Source organism: Mesorhizobium sp. WSM4904, from assembly GCF_029674545.1.
Lineage (GTDB): Bacteria > Pseudomonadota > Alphaproteobacteria > Rhizobiales > Rhizobiaceae > Mesorhizobium.
In genome coordinates this window covers 158,786-178,146 of record NZ_CP121354.1, presented here as the reverse complement: position 1 = coordinate 178,146, position 19,361 = coordinate 158,786, and the positions used below count along the sequence as shown (strand labels likewise).

The following is a 19,361-nucleotide window of genomic DNA, read 5'->3' as shown; positions in this document are numbered from 1 at the left end:
ATAAGAGCGGCATAAGGACTGTTGGCCGCCTCTCCCGTAATTCTCCACCTGCCTGGCGAGCCAAGTGAAAGTTTACCTCAGCCGCCCCGGCGATGTCACCGGCGCTGACCTGGTCGAGCGTCGGGAGGCATTTGAACCTCAGATCAAGGAGATTGCGACATGCAGAAATACATCATCGAACGGGAAATTCCCAAGGTAGGCACCTTCGAGCGCGAGCAGCTTCGCGACGCGTCCAAGGCTTCGAACGCCGTTCTTGCCGAGCTTGGCCCGGACATCCAGTGGGTCGAATCCTTCGTGGCGGACGACAAGACGTTCTGCGTCTACCTCGCCAAGGACGAGGCCATTATCCAGCGCCACGCCAAGATGAGCGGCTTCCCGGCGACCAAGATCACGCAGATCAAGCGCATGTTCGATCCAACGACGGCATATGCCGCCTGACAGGGAGGAATGGATCGTGAAGCGCTTTGCAGAAATTATCTTCGCTGTGGGCGCCTCCGCGCTCTTCTGCGGTTCCGCAGTCGCCCATGACGCACCAGACCCGGCGGTCAACCGGTCACGGGAGATGGCGTCCAAGTACTTCAACATCGAGGTCGCCAAGGCGGACGGCTATCAGCAGCTCTTCGAGTGCACGACGCATGACGAGCACGGCACGATGGGCGTCCACTTCATCCATCCCGGTCGCGCCGGCGACGGCAAGCTGATGCTCGGCGAGCCGGACGTGCTGACCTACGAGCCTCAGGCTGATGGCTCGATGCAGCTCGTCGGGATGGAGTACATCGTCTTCGAAAAGGACTGGAAGGGAAAAGGCGTTCCCGAATTCCTCGGCCGCACCCTCCAGCGCAAGACGACGGTGGGTGTCCACCCGGTGGACCCGTACTACGAGCTCCATGTCTGGCACTGGCGGCACAATCCGGCCGGCATGTTCGCCGACTGGAACCCGTATGTGAGCTGCGGACACGAGCGGTCCTGATCTGCTGACTCGGGCCTCGGGAGGGCCATCGCCGGTCCTCCCAGCTTCCGTCGTTCAACTGAAGGAGATACGACATGACCATCCTTGGGCAGGAGCTCACGGCTAACCGCTCGGCATTTGGGCGCGTCTTCGCCGCGATCGTCGAAATCTGTCATTCCGGCCGACGTGTTCTCGCGCCTGTCCTGCGCATCCGCAGGGATCGCGCGCGGCTCGACGAATTGCCGGACTACCTGCTACGCGACATCGGCATCGAGCGGGCGGAGATACGGTCGGTTACCAGATTGGGCCGCAAGGAAGGCGGTAGCGGGCGGATATGAAATGATGCGGGGTTCCCGCTGTGGCCTTCTGATCGCTGCTCGGGTCGAGCCGATCTGCCCAAAACCGTCGACAGGGCGGGAAAGCGCTGCTAGAAGCCCGCGCCACAGACAGGATTCCATCAGATTGGCAGAAGACATCGAACAGGCGGTATCGCGCCGCCGCACTTTCGCGATCATCGCCCACCCCGACGCCGGCAAGACCACGCTCACCGAAAAGCTGCTGCTGTTCGGCGGCGCCATCCAGCTTGCCGGCGAGGTCAAGGCCAAGAAGGACCGCATCCAGACCCGGTCCGACTGGATGAAGATCGAGCGCGAGCGCGGCATCTCGGTCGTCACCTCGGTGATGACCTTCGAGTATGGCGACAACGTCTTTAATCTGCTCGACACACCCGGCCATGAGGATTTCGCCGACGACACCTACCGCACGCTGTCGGCGGTGGACTCGGCGGTCATGGTCATCGACGCCGCCAAGGGCATCGAGCCGCGCACGCTGAAGCTGTTCGAGGTCTGCCGGCTGCGCGACATCCCGATCATCACCTTCGTCAACAAGATGGATCGCGAGAGCCGCGACCCGTTCGAGATACTCGACGAGATCGAGCAGAAGCTGGCGCTGGACACCGCACCCGTCACCTGGCCGATCGGCCGCGGCAAGACCTTTTGCGGCACCTACCACCTGGCGCAGAACGCCGTGCGCCGGAGCGATGACGAGAAGGAGCGCACGCCGGTCCACGGTCCGGATTCCAACCGTGTCGCCGGACTGCTGCCCGAAAACGAGCGCAACGACTTCATCGAGGAGCTGGAGCTCGCGCGGGAAGCTTGCCGACCGCTCGACGTCGATGCATTCCGCGAAGGCCATCTGACGCCGGTCTATTTCGGCTCGGCGCTGCGCAATTTCGGCGTGCGCGATCTCATCGAGGCGCTCGGCGCCTTCGGGCCGCCGCCGCGCGCGCAGGAAGCCGATGAACGAACGGTCGAGGCGACCGAGGAGAAGATGACCTCCTTCGTCTTCAAGATCCAGGCCAACATGGACCCCAACCACCGCGACCGCATCGCCTTTGTCCGTGTCTGCTCGGGCAAGCTCGAGCGCGGCATGAAGGCTAGGCTCGTACGCACCGGCAAGCCGATGAGCCTGTCGGCGCCGCAATTCTTCTTCGCCCGCACCCGCGTCACCGCCGACGAGGCCTTCGCCGGCGACGTCGTCGGCATCCCCAATCACGGCACGCTGCGCATCGGCGACACCCTCACCGAGGGCGAGGAGATCCTGTTCCGCGGCGTGCCGAACTTCGCGCCGGAAATCCTGCGCAGGGTGCGCCTCGGCGACGCCATGAAGGCCAAGAAGCTGAAGGAAGCACTGCACCAGATGGCCGAGGAAGGCGTCGTGCAGCTTTTCTCGCCGGAGGACGGCTCGCCCGCGATCGTCGGCGTCGTCGGCGCGCTGCAGCTCGACGTGCTCAAGGAGCGGCTCAACATCGAATACACGCTGCCCGTCGATTTCGAGATGTCGCGCTTTTCCGTCTGCCGCTGGATCTCGGCCGACGACAAGGCGGACGTGCAGCGCTTCATCGAAGCGCATCGCGGCGACATCGCCCGCGACCTCGACAACGATCCGGTGTTCCTCGCCCAGCACGCCTTCTCGCTGAACTACGAGGCTGAGCGCTGGAAAGCGATCCGCTTCACCGCGGTCAAGGATTATCAGGTCCGCGACAAGGCGGCGTAGCGCTGTTTTCCCTTCCCCCTTGTGGGGGAAGGTGGCCTCGCGAAGCGAGGTCGGATGAGGGGTGTTCCAGGGAAAGCCAACGTCTCACTCCGCTGGAACACCCCTCATCCGTCTCGGCGCTGCGCGCCGATCCACCTTCTCCCACAAGGGGAGAAGGGGAAAGTCGCGCTCACCCCTTCGCCGCCGCCTCCAGCTTGTCGATCTCGATCTTGCCCATCTGCATCATCGCCGACATCACGCGGCCGGCCTTCGCCTGGTCGGGGTCCTGAAGCAGGCGCGGCAGCTGCTCCGGCACGACCTGCCAGGACACGCCGAACTTGTCCTTCAGCCAGCCGCAGGGGCCGGGCTGGCCGCCGCCTTCGGTGAGCCTCGTCCAGAAATGATCGACCTCGTCCTGCGTCTTGCAGTCGATCGACAGCGAGATCGCTTCGGTGAACTTGTATTGCGGCCCGCCGTTCAGTGCCTGGAAGGTCACGCCGTCGAGCTCGAACGAGGCGACCAGCACCTGGCCCTCCTGGGGATGGCCCTTGGGCCAGCGCGTGACGCTCAGCACCTTCGAATTCTCGAAGATGGAGAGGTAATGGTTCATGGCCTCCTCGGCCTGGCCGTCGAACCACAGGAAGGTGGTGATCTTCTGCATGTCTTGCTCCTCGGGCTTGTTCAGGTTGGGCGGCGATTTGGTGCCGTCTGCCGCAAGGACGGATCGGGAAAGTGCGATCCGACAGCGATTTTCAAATTTCCTGAAGAATCGTGGCGCAGCGCAAAACTGTGGCAAGGCCGGACCTTGGTCGCTATAACCGGCGCCGACTAAGATACAGTGCCGTCGCGCCATGCTAGGCGCGGCCAGCCAGCAAGGACAATCCGATGCCTGCCTATCGTTCCCGCACCACCACCCATGGCCGCAACATGGCCGGCGCCCGCGGCCTGTGGCGCGCCACCGGCATGAAGGATTCGGATTTCGGCAAGCCGATCATCGCGGTGGTCAATTCCTTCACCCAGTTCGTGCCGGGTCACGTGCATCTGAAGGATCTCGGCCAGCTTGTCGCCCGCGAGATCGAGAAGGCCGGCGGCGTCGCCAAGGAGTTCAACACCATCGCCGTCGACGACGGCATCGCCATGGGCCACGACGGCATGCTCTATTCGCTGCCGTCGCGCGAGCTGATCGCCGACTCCGTCGAGTACATGGTCAACGCGCATTGCGCCGACGCCATGGTCTGCATCTCCAATTGCGACAAGATCACGCCCGGCATGCTGATGGCCTCGTTGCGCCTCAATATCCCGACAGTCTTCGTGTCCGGCGGCCCGATGGAGGCCGGCAAGGTGGTGCTGGCCGGCAAGGCGCAGGCGCTCGATCTGGTCGACGCCATGGTGGCGGCCGCCGACGACCGTGTTTCCGACGAGGACGTCAAGGTCATCGAACGCTCGGCCTGTCCGACCTGCGGCTCGTGCTCGGGCATGTTCACGGCCAACTCGATGAACTGCCTGACCGAAGCGCTGGGCCTCTCGCTGCCTGGCAACGGCTCGACCCTCGCCACCCATGCCGACCGCAAGCGCCTGTTCGTCGAGGCCGGCCATCTGATCGTCGATCTCGCGCAGCGCTATTACGAGCAGGACGACGAAACAGCGCTGCCGCGCAGCATCGCCTCCAAGGGCGCCTTCGAGAACGCCATGGCGCTCGATATCGCCATGGGCGGCTCGACCAACACGGTGCTGCATATCCTCGCCGCCGCGCACGAGGGCGAGGTCGACTTCACCATGGAGGACATCGACAGGCTGTCGCGAAAAGTGCCGGTGCTGTGCAAGGTCGCGCCGGCCAAGGCCGACGTCCACATGGAGGATGTCCACCGGGCGGGCGGCATCATGGCGATCCTCGGCGAGCTCGACCAGGCCGGCCTGATCAACGGCGATCTGCCGACGGTACACACCGCCACGCTCGGCGAGGCGCTCGATCATTGGGACATCGCCCGCACCTCGGCCGAGAATGTGCGCGCGTTCTTCCGTGCCGCGCCCGGCGGCGTCCCGACGCAGGTCGCCTTCAGCCAGGACCGGCGCTGGGACGAGCTCGACACGAACCGCGAGACGGGCGTCATCCGCTCGGCCAAGACGCCGTTCTCGAAGGATGGCGGCCTGGCGGTGCTGAAGGGCAATCTGGCGCTCGATGGCTGCATCGTGAAGACGGCCGGCGTCGACGAGTCGATCTTGAAATTCACGGGCCCCGCGCGGGTCTTCGAAAGCCAGGACGCGAGCGTCAAGGCGATCCTCGGCAACGAGATCAAGGCCGGCGACATCGTCGTCATCCGCTATGAGGGGCCGCGCGGCGGTCCGGGCATGCAGGAGATGCTCTACCCGACCAGCTACCTGAAATCGAAGGGCCTCGGCAAGGCCTGCGCGCTGATCACCGACGGCCGCTTCTCCGGCGGCACGTCGGGTCTGTCGATCGGCCACGTCTCGCCCGAAGCCGCCGAAGGCGGGCTGATCGGCCTGGTCCAGGAAGGCGACACGATCGAGATCGACATCCCGAACCGCAAGATCCATCTCGCCGTCAGCGAGGCCGAACTTGAAGCGCGCCGCGCCGCGATGGCGGCGAAGGGTGCCGATGCCTGGAAGCCGGCGGAAAAGCGCAAGCGCAAGGTGACGGCGGCGCTGCGCGCCTACGCCGCCTTCGCCACCAGCGCCGACAAGGGCGCTGTGAGGAAAGTGCCGGAATAAGGCCCGGCCTTCCCCTTCTCCCCTTGTGGGAGAAGGTGGCCTCGCGAAGCGAGGTCGGATGAGGGGTGTTCCAGGGAAAGCCCACGTCTCACTCCGCTGGAACACCCCTCAACCGTCTCGGCGCTGCGCGCCGATCCACCTTCTCCCACAAGGGGAGGAGGGAGAGGCGCCCCTACGGCATCAGCTGATATTCATAGAGCTTCTGGTAAAGCCCGCCCTGCCTGAGCAGCGTCTTGTGCTCACCTCTCTCCCGCACTTTGCCGTTCTCCAGCACCACGATCGTGTCGGCCTGGTGCACCGTCGACAGCCGGTGCGCGATGACGATCGTCGTGCGTCCGGCGGTAAGCTGCTGCAGCGCGTCGCGGAACAGCGCTTCCGACTCGGCGTCGAGCGCGCTGGTGGCCTCGTCCAGAAGCAGGATCTCGGCGTTGCGCAGCATCGCGCGCGCGATCGAGATGCGCTGGCGCTGGCCGCCCGAAAGCAGCGAGCCGTTCTCGCCCACTTCCGTCTCGTAGCCCTTGGCCATGGCGCTGATGAAGTCGTGCGCATTCGCGGCCCTGGCGGCGGCGATGACCTCCTCGTCGGTCGCGCTCTCACGGCCGAGGCGGATGTTGTGCATGATCGTGCCGGCGAACAGGAACGTGTCCTGGCTGACATAGGCGATCTTCTCCCTGAGAGAGGCAAGTGTGGCGTAGAAGATATCCTGGCCATCGAACATCACCTTGCCGCTCTGCGGGTCGTACATGCGCATGATCAGGTTGAGGATCGTCGACTTGCCGCTGCCCGAAGGCCCGACCAGCGCCGTCATCTTGCCGGCTGCCAGCGTCAGGTTGAAGTCTTCGAACACCGGCGGGCTTTCGGGATAGGCGAAGCTGACATTGTCGAAGCGGATTTCGCCCGGGCCTGGCTGCAGCGGCTTGGCGTCGGGTTTTTCGGCGAGCGTCAGCGGCCGGTCGGCGAGCTGGAACATCATGCGCACGCCGACGATGCCGGTCTCCAGCGAAATGCGCACGCGCGCAAGGCGTTTTGCCGGCTCATAAGCGAGCAGCAGCGCTGCGATGAAGGCCATGATGTTGCCCGGCATCTGGCCGCCCTCCAGCACCAGGAAGCCGCTGACCAGAACGGCGCCGGCGATCGCCAGGCCGGCAAGCGTTTCCATCACCGGGCTGGTGGCCGCTTCGAGCGTCGCGATGTTGTTCGCGCGGTTCTGCACGTCCGACACGGCCTTGTACATGCGCTTGCGCATCGCGCCTTCGAGATTGAAGGATTTGACGACGCGCACGCCGATCGCCGTCTCCTGCATCACGTGCACGATCTGGCCGAGCGAGCGGAACTCCATCTGGGCGATCTTGCGGACGCGCTTCAGGATGCGATTGACGCCGTAGATCGCCACCGGCCCGACAATGAAGCAGATCAGCGACAGGACCGGCTGCTGCCAGACCATGACCAGCACCAGGACAATGAGCGTCACCAGGTCGCGCACATAAGATGTTACGACGAGGTCGAGCACGCTGCGCGCCGCCTGGGCATTGTTGGTCATGCGGGTGATCAGGTCGGACGACGAGGTCGAATGGTAGAACTCGATGCCCTGCGCCAGGATCCGGTCATAGATCTTGCGCTGCCGGTCGGCGATGATGGCGTTGCCGACCCTGCTCATGAAATAGGCCTGGACGAAATTGGCCACGCCCTTGAGCAGGAAGATGACCGCGACCCCGCCCGCGATCAGGTTGACGCGGTCGATCCGCTTGTAGATCACGAATTCGTTGGTGATCTCGCGCAGGATCCAGGCGCTGGCGCCCGTCATGGCGGCCACCACCAGCATCGACACTATGGCCGCGCCATAGCCGAATTTGTGCTCCCGGAAGGATTCCCTCACCAGCCTCGCGACGAGGCGCTGGTTCTCCGTCGAGCGGAAGAAGCGAAACAAACGGCTTATCCCATGTGAATTTCGGATTCGCCACGAAGGCGAGAGGCGGCTTATAGAGCGAGTTGCCGCCGGAGGAAACCTTCCGCCGACGGGGGAAGAAAAGGCTGCGGCAGGCCGTCCTTTTAGCCACGGTAGCTACTGATTCTACAAAGGGATGACGAAAGATGGATTTCGACCTCATCGTGCGCGGCGGCACGCTGCCGGACGGCAGGATTGCCGATATCGGCATCGCCGGCGAGACTATTCGGGCGATCGAGGCGGAACTGCCGGGCTCGGCCCGCAGCGAAGTCGACGCGCGCGGCAATCTCGTCTCGCCGCCCTTCGTCGATCCGCATTTCCACATGGACGCCACGCTGTCATACGGCATCCCGCGCATCAATGCCTCGGGTACGCTGCTCGAAGGCATCGCGCTCTGGGGCGAGCTGAAGCCGCTGTTGACGCATGAAGCCGTGCGCGACCGCGCGCTCGCCTATTGCGACTGGGCCGTCTCGATGGGCCTGCTCGCCATCCGCAGCCATGTCGACGTCTGCGACGACCGGCTGCTCGCCGTCGAGGCGCTGCTCGACGTCAAGAAGACGGTCGCGCCCTATATCGACCTGCAGCTGGTCGCCTTTCCGCAGGATGGTCTCTACCGCTCGCCGACGGCGCGCGAAAACACCATCCGAGCGCTGGACATGGGCGTCGACATCGTCGGCGGCATCCCGCATTTCGAGCGCACCATGGCCGACGGCACTCGCTCGGTGACGGAGCTTTGCGAGATCGCCGCCAAACGCGGCCTGATGGTCGACATGCATTGCGACGAGACCGACGATCCGCTGTCGCGCCATATCGAGCAGCTTGCCTATGAAACGCAGCGCCTCGGCCTGCAGGGCAGGGTGGCCGGGTCGCATCTCACCTCCATGCATTCCATGGACAATTACTACGTCTCGAAGCTCCTGCCGCTGATTGCCGAAGCCGGCGTCTCTGCGATCCCCAATCCGCTGATCAACATCATGCTGCAGGGGCGCCACGACACCTTCCCCAAGCGCCGCGGCCTGACCCGGGTGAAGGAAATGCTGGCGCTTGGCATCCGCGTCGGCTGGGGCCAGGATTGCGTGCTCGATCCGTGGTACTCGCTGGGCACCGCCGACATGCTCGACGTCGCCTTCATGGGGCTCCACGTCGCCCAGATGTCGAGTCCGGCCGACATGGCGCGCTGCTTCGACATGGTCACCAACGTCAACGCCGCCATCATGGGCCTCGACCACCTCGGGCTTGCGGTCGGCAAGCGGGCCAGCCTGGTCGTGCTCGACGCCGGCAACCCGATCGAGGCCGTGCGCCTGCGCCCTGAGCGCCTGTGCGTGATCGCCAGGGGCAAGGTGGTCGCCGAACGGACGAAGCAGGAGACCAGGCTGTCGATCGCCGGCCGGCCGGCACAGGTGAACCGGCGGCATAAGACAGCGTAGGTCGCGTCCGCGGACGGACAGCGCGCTTCCGCCAATCTCCAAAGCCAGCGCTTTGCTTCTTTGGGACAAAGCATCGTGAACGATCTGCGATTGGCCGGAACGCTCGTCACTTCGTCATCCTATGGCGAAGCAAGGAGCGAAGCGACGCGGCGCAGACCATAGGATCCATGCCATTACTTATGAGAGTTGCAGCGGTTCAGAACATCCTCTGTTTTGCGCCGCCTTCACTCGTCGCGAGAGGTCACGGCATGGATCCTCGGGTCTGCGCGTCCGCTTCGCTCCCGCTCCGCCCGTGGATGACGAAGTTCCGGCGCTTCGGCCAATCTAGATTCCCTCCGCTGGTCTTACGAATTTCTCTCGTCAAAGCGACAGCTTGCGGCTAGGGGAGCCGGCATGGCTGTACTCGCCCGCAATCTCACGATCCGGAACGTCCTGCTCGCCGGCATCCTCCTGATGCTGGCCGGCGACTTCATGTTCGCGCTGAACGATGCGATGGGCAAATGGCTGGTCGCCTCCTTCTCCGTCGGCCAGGTCGTGCTGATCCGCTCCATCGGCGCCTTCTTCGTGCTCGGCCCGATGATCGCCAACCAGGGCGCGGGCAAGCTGTTCCAGATGGAAAGGCCGCTGCTGCAACTGCTGCGCGTTATCGCAACCACGCTCGACACCGGGCTTTTTTACGCCGCCGTCGTCTATCTGCCGCTCGCCGACGTGATGAGCTTCTACATGGCTGGACCGATCTATGTCGCCGCGCTGTCGCATCTCCTGCTTGGCGAGAAGGTTGGCTGGCGGCGCTGGCTGGCGATCCTGGTCGGCTTCTGCGGCGTGCTGATCATCCTGAAGCCTTCGTCGGCGGCGTTCTCGCTGTCGTCGACCTATGCCCTGATCGGCAGCATCGCCTTCGGCTTCGCCATCATCCTCGGCCGGCGTTTGCGCGGAACGAGCGACACGACACTGGTGACCTGGCAGACCATCGGCACGCTGATTGTCGGCGGGGCGTTCACCATCGGCGCCTGGCGCGCGCCGACCGCGCTCGATTTCGCTGCCATGCTTCTGCTCGGAGTCGTCTCCTGCGCCGCCCATCTGATGATCACCAGGGCGCTGAAGCTGGCGCCGGCCTCGACGCTGGCGCCCCTGCATTACAGCCTGCTTCTGTGGGCCATCGTCTTCGGCCTGGTTTTCTTCGGCGATATGCCGAGCCCGCGTATCCTGGCAGGCTCGGCGATCGTCGTGCTCGCCGGCATCTTCATCTTCCACCGTCAGAAGGTGGTGGAAACCGCGGTGCCGCCCGAGAATGTGCCGAAGGGCGTCAATTAGCCTTTTCGTATCGCTGCCAGGTGCCGTGAAAACTCCTCCGTTTCCATCAGCGCCTTGCAGCGGACGAAGCGGCCATCGGCATAGGCGCGGAAATCGTCAACCGGGTTGTCGTTGGCGAGCTGGATCAGCCCCCACAGCGTCCAGAGCAGGTCGCACATGGCCTTGTGGATGACGACGCGGCCGCGTTCGGCCGGTCTCGCCTCGCCGCCGAAATAGGCGCGCATCAGCTCCTCGTCCTGGGCGGCGTCGAACTTGCCTTCGACGGACAGGTCGCCAAGATCCCACAGCGGATCGTTCATGCCGGAATATTCCCAGTCCACGATCCACATCCGCTCGCCCGTATCGAGGAAGTTTTCGCAAAGCGGATCGCAGTGGCAGGCGGCAAGCTGGATCGGATGGGCGGCAAGTGCGGCGCGCACCACCTCGGCCTCGCGCACCACGTCGTGATAGCCGGCAGGCAGCGCGACGTCCTTGGTCGACAGCACTTTCAGATAGTCGTCGATCATCGCGAACAGCTCGAAGCGGAAGGGAAAGACCGCGCCGGATGCATGAAGTTTCCGGAAGGCTTCGCCGGCCCGCGCCGGGGTGCCCGGCCTTGTCTTGAACTTCTCGGGCGACATCGTCTCGGCGCCGGCGACGAAGCGCGTCGCCATCACACCCGAAGCAGGATCGGCATAGAGCACCTGAGGGCTGACGCCGGCCTTCGCCGCCTCGCGCGCCGCCACCGCCTCGTTGGCGCGGTTGATGTATTCCTGCGTGCCCTTGCCGGGAATGCGCAGGCAGACCTCGCCGGCCCTGTAAACACGGTTGGTAAGGCCGCCTAGCCGCTCCAGCGGACCGTCATAGCCGGCCAGCATCGGAATGGCGGCCAGCGCCACGCGCGCCTCGTCCATCGTCATCCCCCTTTACCATCACTCCATGTTTTGCGGCGGAACGGTTCCACAGTTTTTGCCGCTTGGCTACCATGGGAGACGCGAATCGGCGGCGGGAGCGGCTATGGCGGACGGCAAGCACAACAAGGCGCTGGGCGCCGCCTACGCGGCGACGCGGCCGGAGGAAGTGGCGGCGATCTATGACAGCTGGTCCGAGACCTATGACGCGGAGATGTCGGCCGCCGGCTATCGCCATCCGACGATCTGCCTGGCGCTGCTTGCCCGCCATCTGCCGCGCGGCGCCGAACCTTTGCTCGACGCCGGCGCCGGCACCGGCCTGATCGGCGAATGGCTGGCCATCACCGGCTACCCACAGGTCGAAGCGCTCGACATCTCGCAAGGCATGCTGGACAAGGCTGCGGCGAAGGGCGTCTACGCGGCCCTGCATCGCCTGGCGTTGGGTGGCGCCTTGCCTTTCGCCGACGGCACCTATGCCGGCATCGTCTCGGCCGGCGTCTTCACCTCGGGCCATGTCGGGATCGAAGGCCTGGACGAACTGATCCGCATCTGCCGTCCGGGCGGCATCATCGTGCTGACGGTCAAGAACACGCTCTGGCAGGCCGGCTTTGCGGAGCGTATCGCCGGGCTGGAAGCGCAGGGCGCGATAACCCGCGTCGAGGAGACACGGCCTTACGCCTCGATGCCCGGCGAGGCTGACACGGTGCCGAGCAGAGGCCTGGTGCTGCGCGTCATTTAGGAGCGCTGCCATCGACGGTTTCGACGTTGCAAGAAAAGCGCCGGCACTGCGGCCAGCCCACTTCTCCCCGTCACTATACGGGGAGAAGTGCCCGGCAGGGCGATGAGGGGCAGCGCTGACTTCGACGATTAACGCGTCCAGCTTCAAGTCGAGGCCCGTTGCTCCGATTTTGCCTATCCAGCGCTGGAGCCGCCCCTCACCTGCCTGCCGGCATCCTCTCCCCGTATAGTGACGGGGAGAGGGGCGCTGTGTCGGCGGTTTCGCCAATCCCCAAAGTTGCAGTATGAGAGCGGCGCGAGGAGCGCGCCGGATGCGTGCCAGCCCTAGCTCCTGATCTTCGCCCCCGCCGGATCGTACATCGGCTCGAGATGGATCTTTGCCGGCGTCCGCTCCATCGCCACCACCAGCTCGTAGTCTCCTGAGGCCAGGAAATCGTCGCTGACGCCATCGGCGTTGCGCACATAGCCATAGCCGATGTTCTTCTCCACCGTGTAGCCGTAGCCGCCGCTGGTGAGGTAGCCGACCGGCTCGCCATCGCGCAGGATCGTCTCGCGCCCGAGCAGCACGATCTCGGGGTCGTCGACCGTGAAGCCGGCAAGGCGTTTGGTCGGCGGCTTGCCGGCCGTCGTCTCCAGCGCCCGCCGCCCGACGAAGTCGGTGTTCTTCCTCAGCTTCACCGCCCAGCCGAGGCCAGCCTCCAGCGGCGTGTCGTTCGGCGTGATGTCGGAACCCCAGGCGCGGTAGCCCTTTTCCAGCCGGAGCGATTCCAGCGCCCGGTAGCCGACCGGCCGGATGTCATGCTTCTTTCCCGCCGCCATCAGCGCATCGAAGATCTCGCCCGTGGCGGCGATCGGCACATGCAGCTCCCAGCCGAGCTCGCCGACATAGGTCACCCGCAGCGCCCGCACCTTGTGGCCGGCGATGTTGATCTCACGCGCATGGCCGAAGGGAAAGGCGGCGTTGGAGACATCCGCATCCGTCACAGCTGCCAGCACGTCGCGGGCACGCGGCCCCATCAGCGACAGCGTGCCGAAATCCTCGGTGACGTCTTTCAACTTCGCATCGAGGCCTTGGCCGATATGGTCGCCGATCCATGAAAGATCATGCGTGCGGAAGCCGGTGCCGGTGACGATGTAGAACCTGTCTTCGCCGAGCCTCGCCACGGTAAGATCGGCCTCGATGCCGCCCCGCGTGTTGAGGAGCTGCGTGTAGGTCAGCCGTCCCACCGGCTTGTTGATGTCGTTGGCGCAGATCCAGTCGAGCGCCTTCAGCGCATCGGCGCCGGTCATCTCATATTTAGCGAAGGAGGATTGGTCGAAGATGCCGACTTTTTCGCGCACATGGCGATGTTCCTCGCCCACCGGCCCGAACCAGTTTTGCCGACCCATGGAGTAAATATCTTCGGGCTCGACGCTATCGGGCGCGAACCAGTTCGGCCGCTCCCAGCCGAGCTTGGAGCCGAACACGGCGCGATGCGTCTTCAGCCGCTGATAGAGCGGCGAGACGATGCGCGACCGTCCAGTCAGATATTCCTCGTGCGGGAAGCCGATCGTGTAGTGCTTGCCATAGGCTTCGAGCGTGCGGTCGCGCACCCAGTCGCGGTCGCGGTGCAGGTCGGAAAAACGTCTGATGTCGACCACCCAGAGGTCGAGCGGCGCCTCGCCGTCGACCACCCATTGCGCCAGCACCCAGCCGGCGCCGCCGCCCGACGCGATGCCGAAGGCATTGAAGCCGGCGCCGACGAACATGTTGGCGCATTCGGGTGCTGCGCCCAGGATGAAATTGCCGTCCGGCGTGAAGCTCTCCGGCCCGTTGATCATCTGCTTGACGCCGGCGTTGGCAAGCGCCGGAACGCGCTCGATCGCCTGAGCCATATGCTGTTCGAAGTGGTCGTAGTCGTCGTCGAACAGGCGGAACTCCCAGTCGTTGGGCACGTCGCCCCCAGGCAGACCAGTCGTCCAGGCCTGGGGGTTCGGCTCGTAGCCGCCCATCACCAGCCCGCCGACCTCTTCCTTGAAATAGGTGCGGCGGTCGGGGTCGCGGATCGTCGGCGCGTCGTTGGCGAGCCCATCGATCTTCTCGGTGATGATGTATTGGTGCTTCACTGGCTGCAGCGGCACGTTGATGCCGGCCATCGCGCCGACCTGGCGCGCCCATTGTCCGGCGCAGTTCACCACCTTGTCGCAGGCGATATCGCCCTTCTCGGTCTTCACGGCCGTGATGCGGCCGTCCTTCATCTCGAAGCCGGTGACGCGCACGTCCTCGTAGAGCCTGGCGCCGTGCATGCGGGCACCCTTGGCAAGCGACTGCGTGATGTCGGAAGGGCTCGCCTGGCCGTCGGTCGGCAACCAGGAGGCGCCGACGAGGTCGCTGGTTTCCATCAGCGGCCACATGCGCCTCACTTCGGCCGGGGAGAGCAGCTGCATATCCATGCCGAAGCTCTTTGCCGTCGTCGCCAGCCGCTTGAACTCGGTCCAACGGTCGGCGTTGGTCGCCAGTCGCAAACAGCCGGTCATCTTCCAGCCGGTGGCAAGCCCCGTCTCGGCCTCAAGCCCCTTGTAGAGCTCGACCGAATATTTGAGCACGCGCGTGATCGAGGCCGAGGAGCGCAACTGCCCGACCAGGCCGGCCGCGTGCCAGGTCGAGCCCGAGGTCAGCTTACCCTGTTCCAGCAGCACCACGTCGGCCTTGTGGTCGCGCGCCAGGTGATAGGCGGTCGAGCAGCCGATGATGCCGCCGCCGATGACGACGATTCCGGCGTGGCTGGGCAGGCTCATGGGTGCAGTTTTCCGTATTTCGTCTGGTAGTTTTCCAGCGCCGCGTCGAGCCGCACCAGGTTCTCCTCGGTGTAGGCGACGTAGTCGATGCCGGGTGCGTCGAGATAGAGCTCGGAGACCATGCTCCACATCGCCTCGCGCAGCAGGGAGGCGCATTGCATGGCCGCGTGCGACCGGCGGATCTCGCTGTCCGGCTCCTTCATGAAGTAGGCGGTCAGGAAGGCGAAGGACTCCTCGTCGCTCATGCCGGCATTGGAGGCCGCCCCGGCGAGATCGAACATGGCCGTGTTGAAGCCGGCATATTCGAAATCGATCAGCCACAGCCGCTTGCCGTCGTCGAGGATGTTCGCCGGCAACAGATCATTGTGGCCGAAGACGATCGGCAAAAGCTTCTGCGCCCGTTCGAGCTCGTCCGCCAGCGTCAGATAACGCGGCAGCTGGTCCTTTTTGCGGCTGCGGCCTTCGTCCAGCGTGCGGGCATAGTCGCGGATCACGTGGAACACCCAGAACATGAAGCCGGCGCCGGAGACGTGGTTCGGCATCTCGCGATGGAAGCCGCGCAGCAGCGCCGCCACGCGGCCGAGATTGGCGCGCACGTCCTCCCCGAGAAAGGTCCTGGCGCCTAGAAATTCCGTCACCAGGATTCCGGGCTCGGCATAATGCACGGCCGGCGCGAACCCAGCCGCATGCGCCGCCCGCGCCGTCATCACCTCGCGCTCGCGAAAAACATGGTGGAACGGGAAGTCCTGGCCGAAGCGCACGACATGCCGTCCGGCGCCGTCCGTGACGACATAGTTGGCGTTGCTCAGGCCACCTGGCAGCGGCTCGATCTCGATGCTGCCGGTCCAGCAGGGCAGGGCACGGATGCGATCTTCGGCAACTGCGGGGCCACTCACGGCTTTGTCCCTGCTTCAGCCGGCTTTCGACAAAGCGCCGGTTTCTGAAAAAGCGATAAAAAAGAACAAAAAAGCCTCGTCGGTGCGGGACGCCGGGATTGATATCCCTCACCGCACCGACGAGCCCCTTGGCCAGGTTTAGGATCCCGGCATCCGCCCCCGCGGATTCGAAAAAAGCTCGCGCCAGGCACGTTCCAGAAGATCTGGTCGGTCGATTGCGGCTCTGCCATCATCCTCCCGTGGCAGTTCCGAGCCTGTCACGGCGTTGATCTCACGCCAGCGCGACCCGACTGTCAATCAAAAGCTGTGACCTTTTTTGGGTGTTTTGCCCGAAAATATAAGCAATTCCTTTAAAAGCGTTAGGAATGCCTTAGAATCGGTCAAAATTCCGGACATTCACATGATCCACTCGAAACGGCATGGCGAAATCCTGCGGCTCCTCAACGAGGAGGGCACGATCACCATCGCCAGCCTGGCCGAGCGGCTGGGCGTGTCGCTGGAGACGGTGCGGCGCGACGTCAGGCCGCTCACCGACGAGGGATCGATCCTGAAGATGCATGGCGCCGTCGGCCTCCCGTCGATGGCCGGCGAGGCGCCGTTCGAGCGCCGCATGCGCGAGAATGCCGAGGCAAAGCGCCTGATCGCCCGCATGGTCGCGGCCACCATCCGCGACGGTGAGTCGGTCATGCTCGACACCGGCACCACCACGTCCTTTCTGGCGCGCGAGCTGCTCGGCCATCGCCGGCTGACGGTGGTCACCAACTCGTCCGACATTGCCCGCACGCTGGCGACGGTGAACGGCAACAAGGTCTACATGGCCGGCGGCGAGCTGCGCAGCGATTCGGGCGCGGCTTTCGGCGTCACCGCGATCGATTTCGTCAGCCGCTTCTCGGTCAGCCACGCCGTGATCTCGATCGGCGCGGTCGATGCCGTCGCCGGCCTTACCGACTACGAGCTGGAGGAAGCGGAATTCGCTCGCATGGTGCTGTCGCGCGGCCAACGTTCGTTGGTCATCACCGACCATACCAAGTTCGGCCGGCAGGGATTGGTCCAGGTCTGCGGCTTCGACGCCTTTTCCGAGCTTGCCACCGACCAGCCGCCGCCGCGCGACATCGCCGCCGCGCTGAGCCATGCCGGCGCGCGGCTCAGCATTGCGGTGGCTTAAGGCAATTCCAGGAGATCCAGCCGGAGATGAGCGGTTGGTGAGCTCCGACGGGCCGTCAAAGCTCAATTGTCCCACTTCCCGCAGCCGCATTGGCCGTGTTTAGTCCGGTCATGGCCTTCACCATTCGTCAGCTCCAGTTCTTCGTCGCCGTCGCCGAACAAGGCACGGTGTCGGGCGCCGCGCAGAACCTCTCCATTTCGCAATCCTCGGTCACCGAGGCGATCAAGGAACTGGAGAGCGACCTCGGCGTCGAATTGTTCGAGCGTCATCCGCGCGGCTTGAACATCACGCACAAGGGTCACCAGTTCCTGCGCCACGCGACCAAGATCCTGGCCGATGTCTCCGATGCACGCCGCGCTTTTCTCGGCGACCAGATGACGGCCGGCGGGCGGCTGCAGCTCGGCGTCACCTCGCTGGTTGCCGGCTACGTGCTTTCCGATTTGCTGGCGCGCTACCGCCGTGCCTACCCGAGCGTCGAAGTCTCGGCCATCGAGGACAACGGCGACTATCTCGAGCACCTGCTGGTCGGCGGCAAGCTCGACATCGCCGTCATGGTCACCTCGAATTTGCGCGACCGCACCGCGCTGCAATCCGAAATCCTCGAGGTTTCCGCCTATCGGCTCTGGCTGCCGCTCAGTCACAAGCTCGCCAGCGCCGATATCATCTCGATCGGCGACATCGCCTCCGAACCGCTGATCATGCTCACCGTCGATGAGATCGAGGAGAACACCGGCAAGCTGCTCTCGGCGATCGGCGCGAGACCCCACGTCGCCTTCCGTACCCGCTCGGTCGAAGCCGTGCGCAGCCTCGTCGCCACCGGAGCCGGCGTCGCGCTGCTGCCCGACCTCGTCTACCGCCCATGGTCGCTCGAGGGCGACCGCATTGAATCCCGCGATATCTCCGGCTCGCTTCCGGTAGTCCAGGTCGGCATGGTCTGGCGCCGTGGTTCCAGCCTGCCGCAGGCCGCCCGCGACTTCATCGGCCTCGCCCAGTCGCAGCGCATGGTCCGTCAGCGGCTCTGAAATCTATCGGAAAATCCGATATCGCCTTTCTGATAAATGAATTTGCGAAACCGGATTTTTCACAGCAATTTTCCTGCCAGGGAACAGAGCCGCCCGGGAGCGCGGCGGTCGGGGCGCTGAGAGCTCCGGCGTTCAGGTTTGCGCATGATCCTTTCCGAAAACCGGACCGGTTTCGGGGTCATGCGCCAAAATGGGAGATCGATGATGAGTGCATTCCTGAAGTCATGCACGGCGTTGACGGTTGCGCTGACCTTCTCGGGTCAGGCGATCGCCCAGGTCAAGGAGCTCGGCAAGGGCGAGGGCGAGGTCAATATCGTCGCCTGGCCCGGCTATATCGAGCGCGGCGAGACCGACAAGAACTACGACTGGGTGAGCGCCTTCGAGAAGGAGAGCGGCTGCAAGGTCAACGTCAAGACCGCCAACACCTCGGACGAAATGGTCTCGCTGATGAACGAGGGCGGCTTCGATCTCGTGACGGCTTCGGGTGACGCTTCGCTGCGCCTCGTCGCCGGCAAGCGCGTGCAGCCCATCAACACCGATCTCATCAAGAACTGGAAGACGGTCGACGATCGCCTGAAGGACGCGCCCTGGTTCACGGTCGACAAGGTGCACTATGGCGTTCCCTATCAGTGGGGCCCGAACGTCCTGATGTACAACACCGACGTGTTCAAGGAAGCGCCCAAGAGCTGGAACGTCGTCTTCGAGGAAATGAAGCTGCCCGACGGCAAGTCGAACAAGGGCCGCGTCCAGGCCTATGACGGCCCGATCCACATCGCCGATGCCGCCAACTACCTGATGTTCCACAAGCCGGAACTCGGCATCAAGGACCCCTATGAGCTCAACGAGGACCAGTACAAGGCGGCGCTCGATCTGCTGCGCACGCAGCGCACGCTGGTCGGCCGCTACTGGCATGACGCCGCCATCCAGGTCGACGACTTCCAGAACGAAGGCGTGGTCGCCTCCGGCTCGTGGCCCTATCAGGTGAACACGCTGGTCGCCGCCAAGAAGCCGATCGCCTCGACCGTTCCCGAAGAAGGCGTCACCGGCTGGGCCGACACCACCATGATGGAGGCGGACGCCGCCCATCCGAACTGCGCCTATATGTGGCTCGAGCACTCCCTGTCGCCCAAGGTCCAGGGCGACGTTTCGGCCTGGTTCGGCTCGCTGCCGGTCGTGCCGGCCGCCTGCAAGGGTAACGAGCTGCTCGGCGAGGAAGGCTGCAAGACCAATGGCTACGACAATTTCGAGAAGATCAAGTTCTGGAAGACGCCGGTGTCGAAATGCGCCAGCCAGAACGACCAGTGCGTGCCCTATTACCGCTGGGTGTCGGACTATATCGGCGTCATCGGCGGGCGGTAGGCTCGCCTAGCCTTTGGAAATTGGCGCTGCCCCTCACCCTTACCCTCTCCCCGTGAAGAACGGGGAGAGGGGTCGCCAGCGCTGGAGGTTGTCCCTTCTCTCCGTCCTTCACGG

Annotated in this window: 16 protein-coding genes; 11 read left to right on the top strand and 5 right to left on the bottom strand. The window is 64.5% G+C overall.

Features of this window, described 5'->3' with window-relative positions; genetic code table 11:
• Positions 1–159: 159 nt before the first annotated feature.
• The 4 genes from QAZ47_RS00825 to QAZ47_RS00810 all read left to right on the top strand — a co-directional run bounded on the left by QAZ47_RS00825 (position 160) and on the right by QAZ47_RS00810 (position 3,004).
• A complete protein-coding gene (locus QAZ47_RS00825; RefSeq protein ID WP_278205059.1) occupies positions 160–438 on the top strand; it encodes a DUF4242 domain-containing protein in 279 nt (92 codons plus the stop codon).
• Positions 439–454: 16 nt separating this feature from the next.
• The gene (locus QAZ47_RS00820; protein WP_278205058.1) at positions 455–970 is read left to right on the top strand and encodes a hypothetical protein; all 516 of its coding nucleotides are present in this window, start codon (positions 455–457) and stop codon (positions 968–970) included.
• A gap of 74 nt (positions 971–1,044) precedes the next feature.
• Positions 1,045–1,287: a DUF1127 domain-containing protein gene (locus QAZ47_RS00815; protein WP_278205057.1), complete on the top strand. Its 243-nt coding sequence runs from the start codon at positions 1,045–1,047 to the stop codon at positions 1,285–1,287.
• A gap of 124 nt (positions 1,288–1,411) precedes the next feature.
• The gene (locus QAZ47_RS00810) at positions 1,412–3,004 is read left to right on the top strand and encodes a peptide chain release factor 3 (RefSeq protein WP_278205056.1); all 1,593 of its coding nucleotides are present in this window, start codon (positions 1,412–1,414) and stop codon (positions 3,002–3,004) included.
• Between the two features lie 169 nt (positions 3,005–3,173).
• Here the strand turns inward: QAZ47_RS00810 and QAZ47_RS00805 are convergent, their stop codons facing one another.
• Positions 3,174–3,644: a VOC family protein gene (locus QAZ47_RS00805; RefSeq protein WP_278205055.1), complete on the bottom strand. Its 471-nt coding sequence runs from the start codon at positions 3,642–3,644 to the stop codon at positions 3,174–3,176.
• Positions 3,645–3,868: 224 nt separating this feature from the next.
• Between QAZ47_RS00805 and ilvD the strand changes: the two genes are divergently transcribed.
• The gene (gene ilvD, locus QAZ47_RS00800) at positions 3,869–5,713 is read left to right on the top strand and encodes a dihydroxy-acid dehydratase (protein ID WP_278232161.1); all 1,845 of its coding nucleotides are present in this window, start codon (positions 3,869–3,871) and stop codon (positions 5,711–5,713) included.
• A 172-nt stretch (positions 5,714–5,885) separates the two neighbouring features.
• Here ilvD and QAZ47_RS00795 read toward each other — a convergent pair whose 3' ends face one another.
• Positions 5,886–7,640, bottom strand: a complete 1,755-nt coding sequence (locus tag QAZ47_RS00795) for an ABC transporter ATP-binding protein (RefSeq protein ID WP_278232160.1) — start codon at positions 7,638–7,640, stop codon at positions 5,886–5,888.
• 164 nt (positions 7,641–7,804) lie between these two features.
• Here QAZ47_RS00795 and QAZ47_RS00790 point away from each other — a divergent pair, with 164 nt between their 5' ends.
• Entirely contained in the window at positions 7,805–9,085 is a 1,281-nt protein-coding gene (locus tag QAZ47_RS00790) for an amidohydrolase family protein (protein WP_278232159.1), read from the top strand.
• A gap of 393 nt (positions 9,086–9,478) precedes the next feature.
• Positions 9,479–10,399, top strand: a complete 921-nt coding sequence (locus tag QAZ47_RS00785; protein ID WP_278232158.1) for a DMT family transporter — start codon at positions 9,479–9,481, stop codon at positions 10,397–10,399.
• On the opposite strand, the gene QAZ47_RS00780 is transcribed toward QAZ47_RS00785, so the two are convergent.
• The gene (locus tag QAZ47_RS00780; protein ID WP_278232157.1) at positions 10,396–11,298 is read right to left on the bottom strand and encodes a phosphotransferase family protein; all 903 of its coding nucleotides are present in this window, start codon (positions 11,296–11,298) and stop codon (positions 10,396–10,398) included. The two genes, QAZ47_RS00785 and QAZ47_RS00780, sit on opposite strands and share 4 nt — an antisense overlap.
• A 97-nt stretch (positions 11,299–11,395) precedes the next feature.
• Between QAZ47_RS00780 and QAZ47_RS00775 the strand changes: the two genes are divergently transcribed.
• Positions 11,396–12,028, top strand: coding sequence for a class I SAM-dependent methyltransferase (locus QAZ47_RS00775; protein ID WP_278205049.1), 633 nt, complete (start codon positions 11,396–11,398; stop codon positions 12,026–12,028).
• Positions 12,029–12,351: 323 nt separating this feature from the next.
• Here the strand turns inward: QAZ47_RS00775 and QAZ47_RS00770 are convergent, their stop codons facing one another.
• Both QAZ47_RS00770 and QAZ47_RS00765 read right to left on the bottom strand, forming a co-directional pair.
• Entirely contained in the window at positions 12,352–14,805 is a 2,454-nt protein-coding gene (locus QAZ47_RS00770) for an FAD-dependent oxidoreductase (RefSeq protein ID WP_278232156.1), read from the bottom strand.
• Complete coding sequence (locus QAZ47_RS00765; RefSeq protein WP_278232155.1) at positions 14,802–15,701, bottom strand: phosphotransferase family protein; 900 nt, start codon at positions 15,699–15,701, stop codon at positions 14,802–14,804. Before QAZ47_RS00765 ends, QAZ47_RS00770 begins: the two co-directional genes overlap by 4 nt.
• A 400-nt stretch (positions 15,702–16,101) precedes the next feature.
• On the opposite strand from QAZ47_RS00765, the gene QAZ47_RS00760 reads away from it, so the two are divergent.
• From QAZ47_RS00760 to QAZ47_RS00750, 3 genes are all read left to right on the top strand, one after another.
• Positions 16,102–16,866 (top strand): DeoR/GlpR family DNA-binding transcription regulator, encoded by a 765-nt coding sequence (locus QAZ47_RS00760; protein WP_278232154.1) that lies wholly within the window; start codon positions 16,102–16,104, stop codon positions 16,864–16,866.
• A gap of 110 nt (positions 16,867–16,976) precedes the next feature.
• Entirely contained in the window at positions 16,977–17,888 is a 912-nt protein-coding gene (locus tag QAZ47_RS00755; RefSeq protein WP_278205045.1) for a LysR substrate-binding domain-containing protein, read from the top strand.
• A gap of 204 nt (positions 17,889–18,092) precedes the next feature.
• On the top strand, positions 18,093–19,247 hold the full coding sequence (locus QAZ47_RS00750; protein WP_278205044.1) for an ABC transporter substrate-binding protein: 1,155 nt from the start codon (positions 18,093–18,095) through the stop codon (positions 19,245–19,247).
• Positions 19,248–19,361 lie beyond the last annotated feature (114 nt).

Excerpts from the sequence above, each read along its gene's own strand:
- QAZ47_RS00825 (WP_278205059.1), top strand. The coding sequence starts at position 160 with ATGCAGAAATACATCATCGAACGGGAAATTCCCAAGGTAGGCACCTTC.
- QAZ47_RS00815 (WP_278205057.1), top strand. The coding sequence starts at position 1,045 with ATGACCATCCTTGGGCAGGAGCTCACGGCTAACCGCTCGGCATTTGGG.
- QAZ47_RS00805 (WP_278205055.1), bottom strand. The coding sequence starts at position 3,644 with ATGCAGAAGATCACCACCTTCCTGTGGTTCGACGGCCAGGCCGAGGAG.
- ilvD (WP_278232161.1), top strand. The coding sequence starts at position 3,869 with ATGCCTGCCTATCGTTCCCGCACCACCACCCATGGCCGCAACATGGCC.
- QAZ47_RS00790 (WP_278232159.1), top strand. The coding sequence starts at position 7,805 with ATGGATTTCGACCTCATCGTGCGCGGCGGCACGCTGCCGGACGGCAGG.
- QAZ47_RS00785 (WP_278232158.1), top strand. The coding sequence starts at position 9,479 with ATGGCTGTACTCGCCCGCAATCTCACGATCCGGAACGTCCTGCTCGCC.
- QAZ47_RS00780 (WP_278232157.1), bottom strand. The coding sequence starts at position 11,298 with ATGACGATGGACGAGGCGCGCGTGGCGCTGGCCGCCATTCCGATGCTG.
- QAZ47_RS00775 (WP_278205049.1), top strand. The coding sequence starts at position 11,396 with ATGGCGGACGGCAAGCACAACAAGGCGCTGGGCGCCGCCTACGCGGCG.
- QAZ47_RS00770 (WP_278232156.1), bottom strand. The coding sequence starts at position 14,805 with ATGAGCCTGCCCAGCCACGCCGGAATCGTCGTCATCGGCGGCGGCATC.
- QAZ47_RS00760 (WP_278232154.1), top strand. The coding sequence starts at position 16,102 with ATGATCCACTCGAAACGGCATGGCGAAATCCTGCGGCTCCTCAACGAG.
- QAZ47_RS00755 (WP_278205045.1), top strand. The coding sequence starts at position 16,977 with ATGGCCTTCACCATTCGTCAGCTCCAGTTCTTCGTCGCCGTCGCCGAA.
- QAZ47_RS00750 (WP_278205044.1), top strand. The coding sequence starts at position 18,093 with ATGAGTGCATTCCTGAAGTCATGCACGGCGTTGACGGTTGCGCTGACC.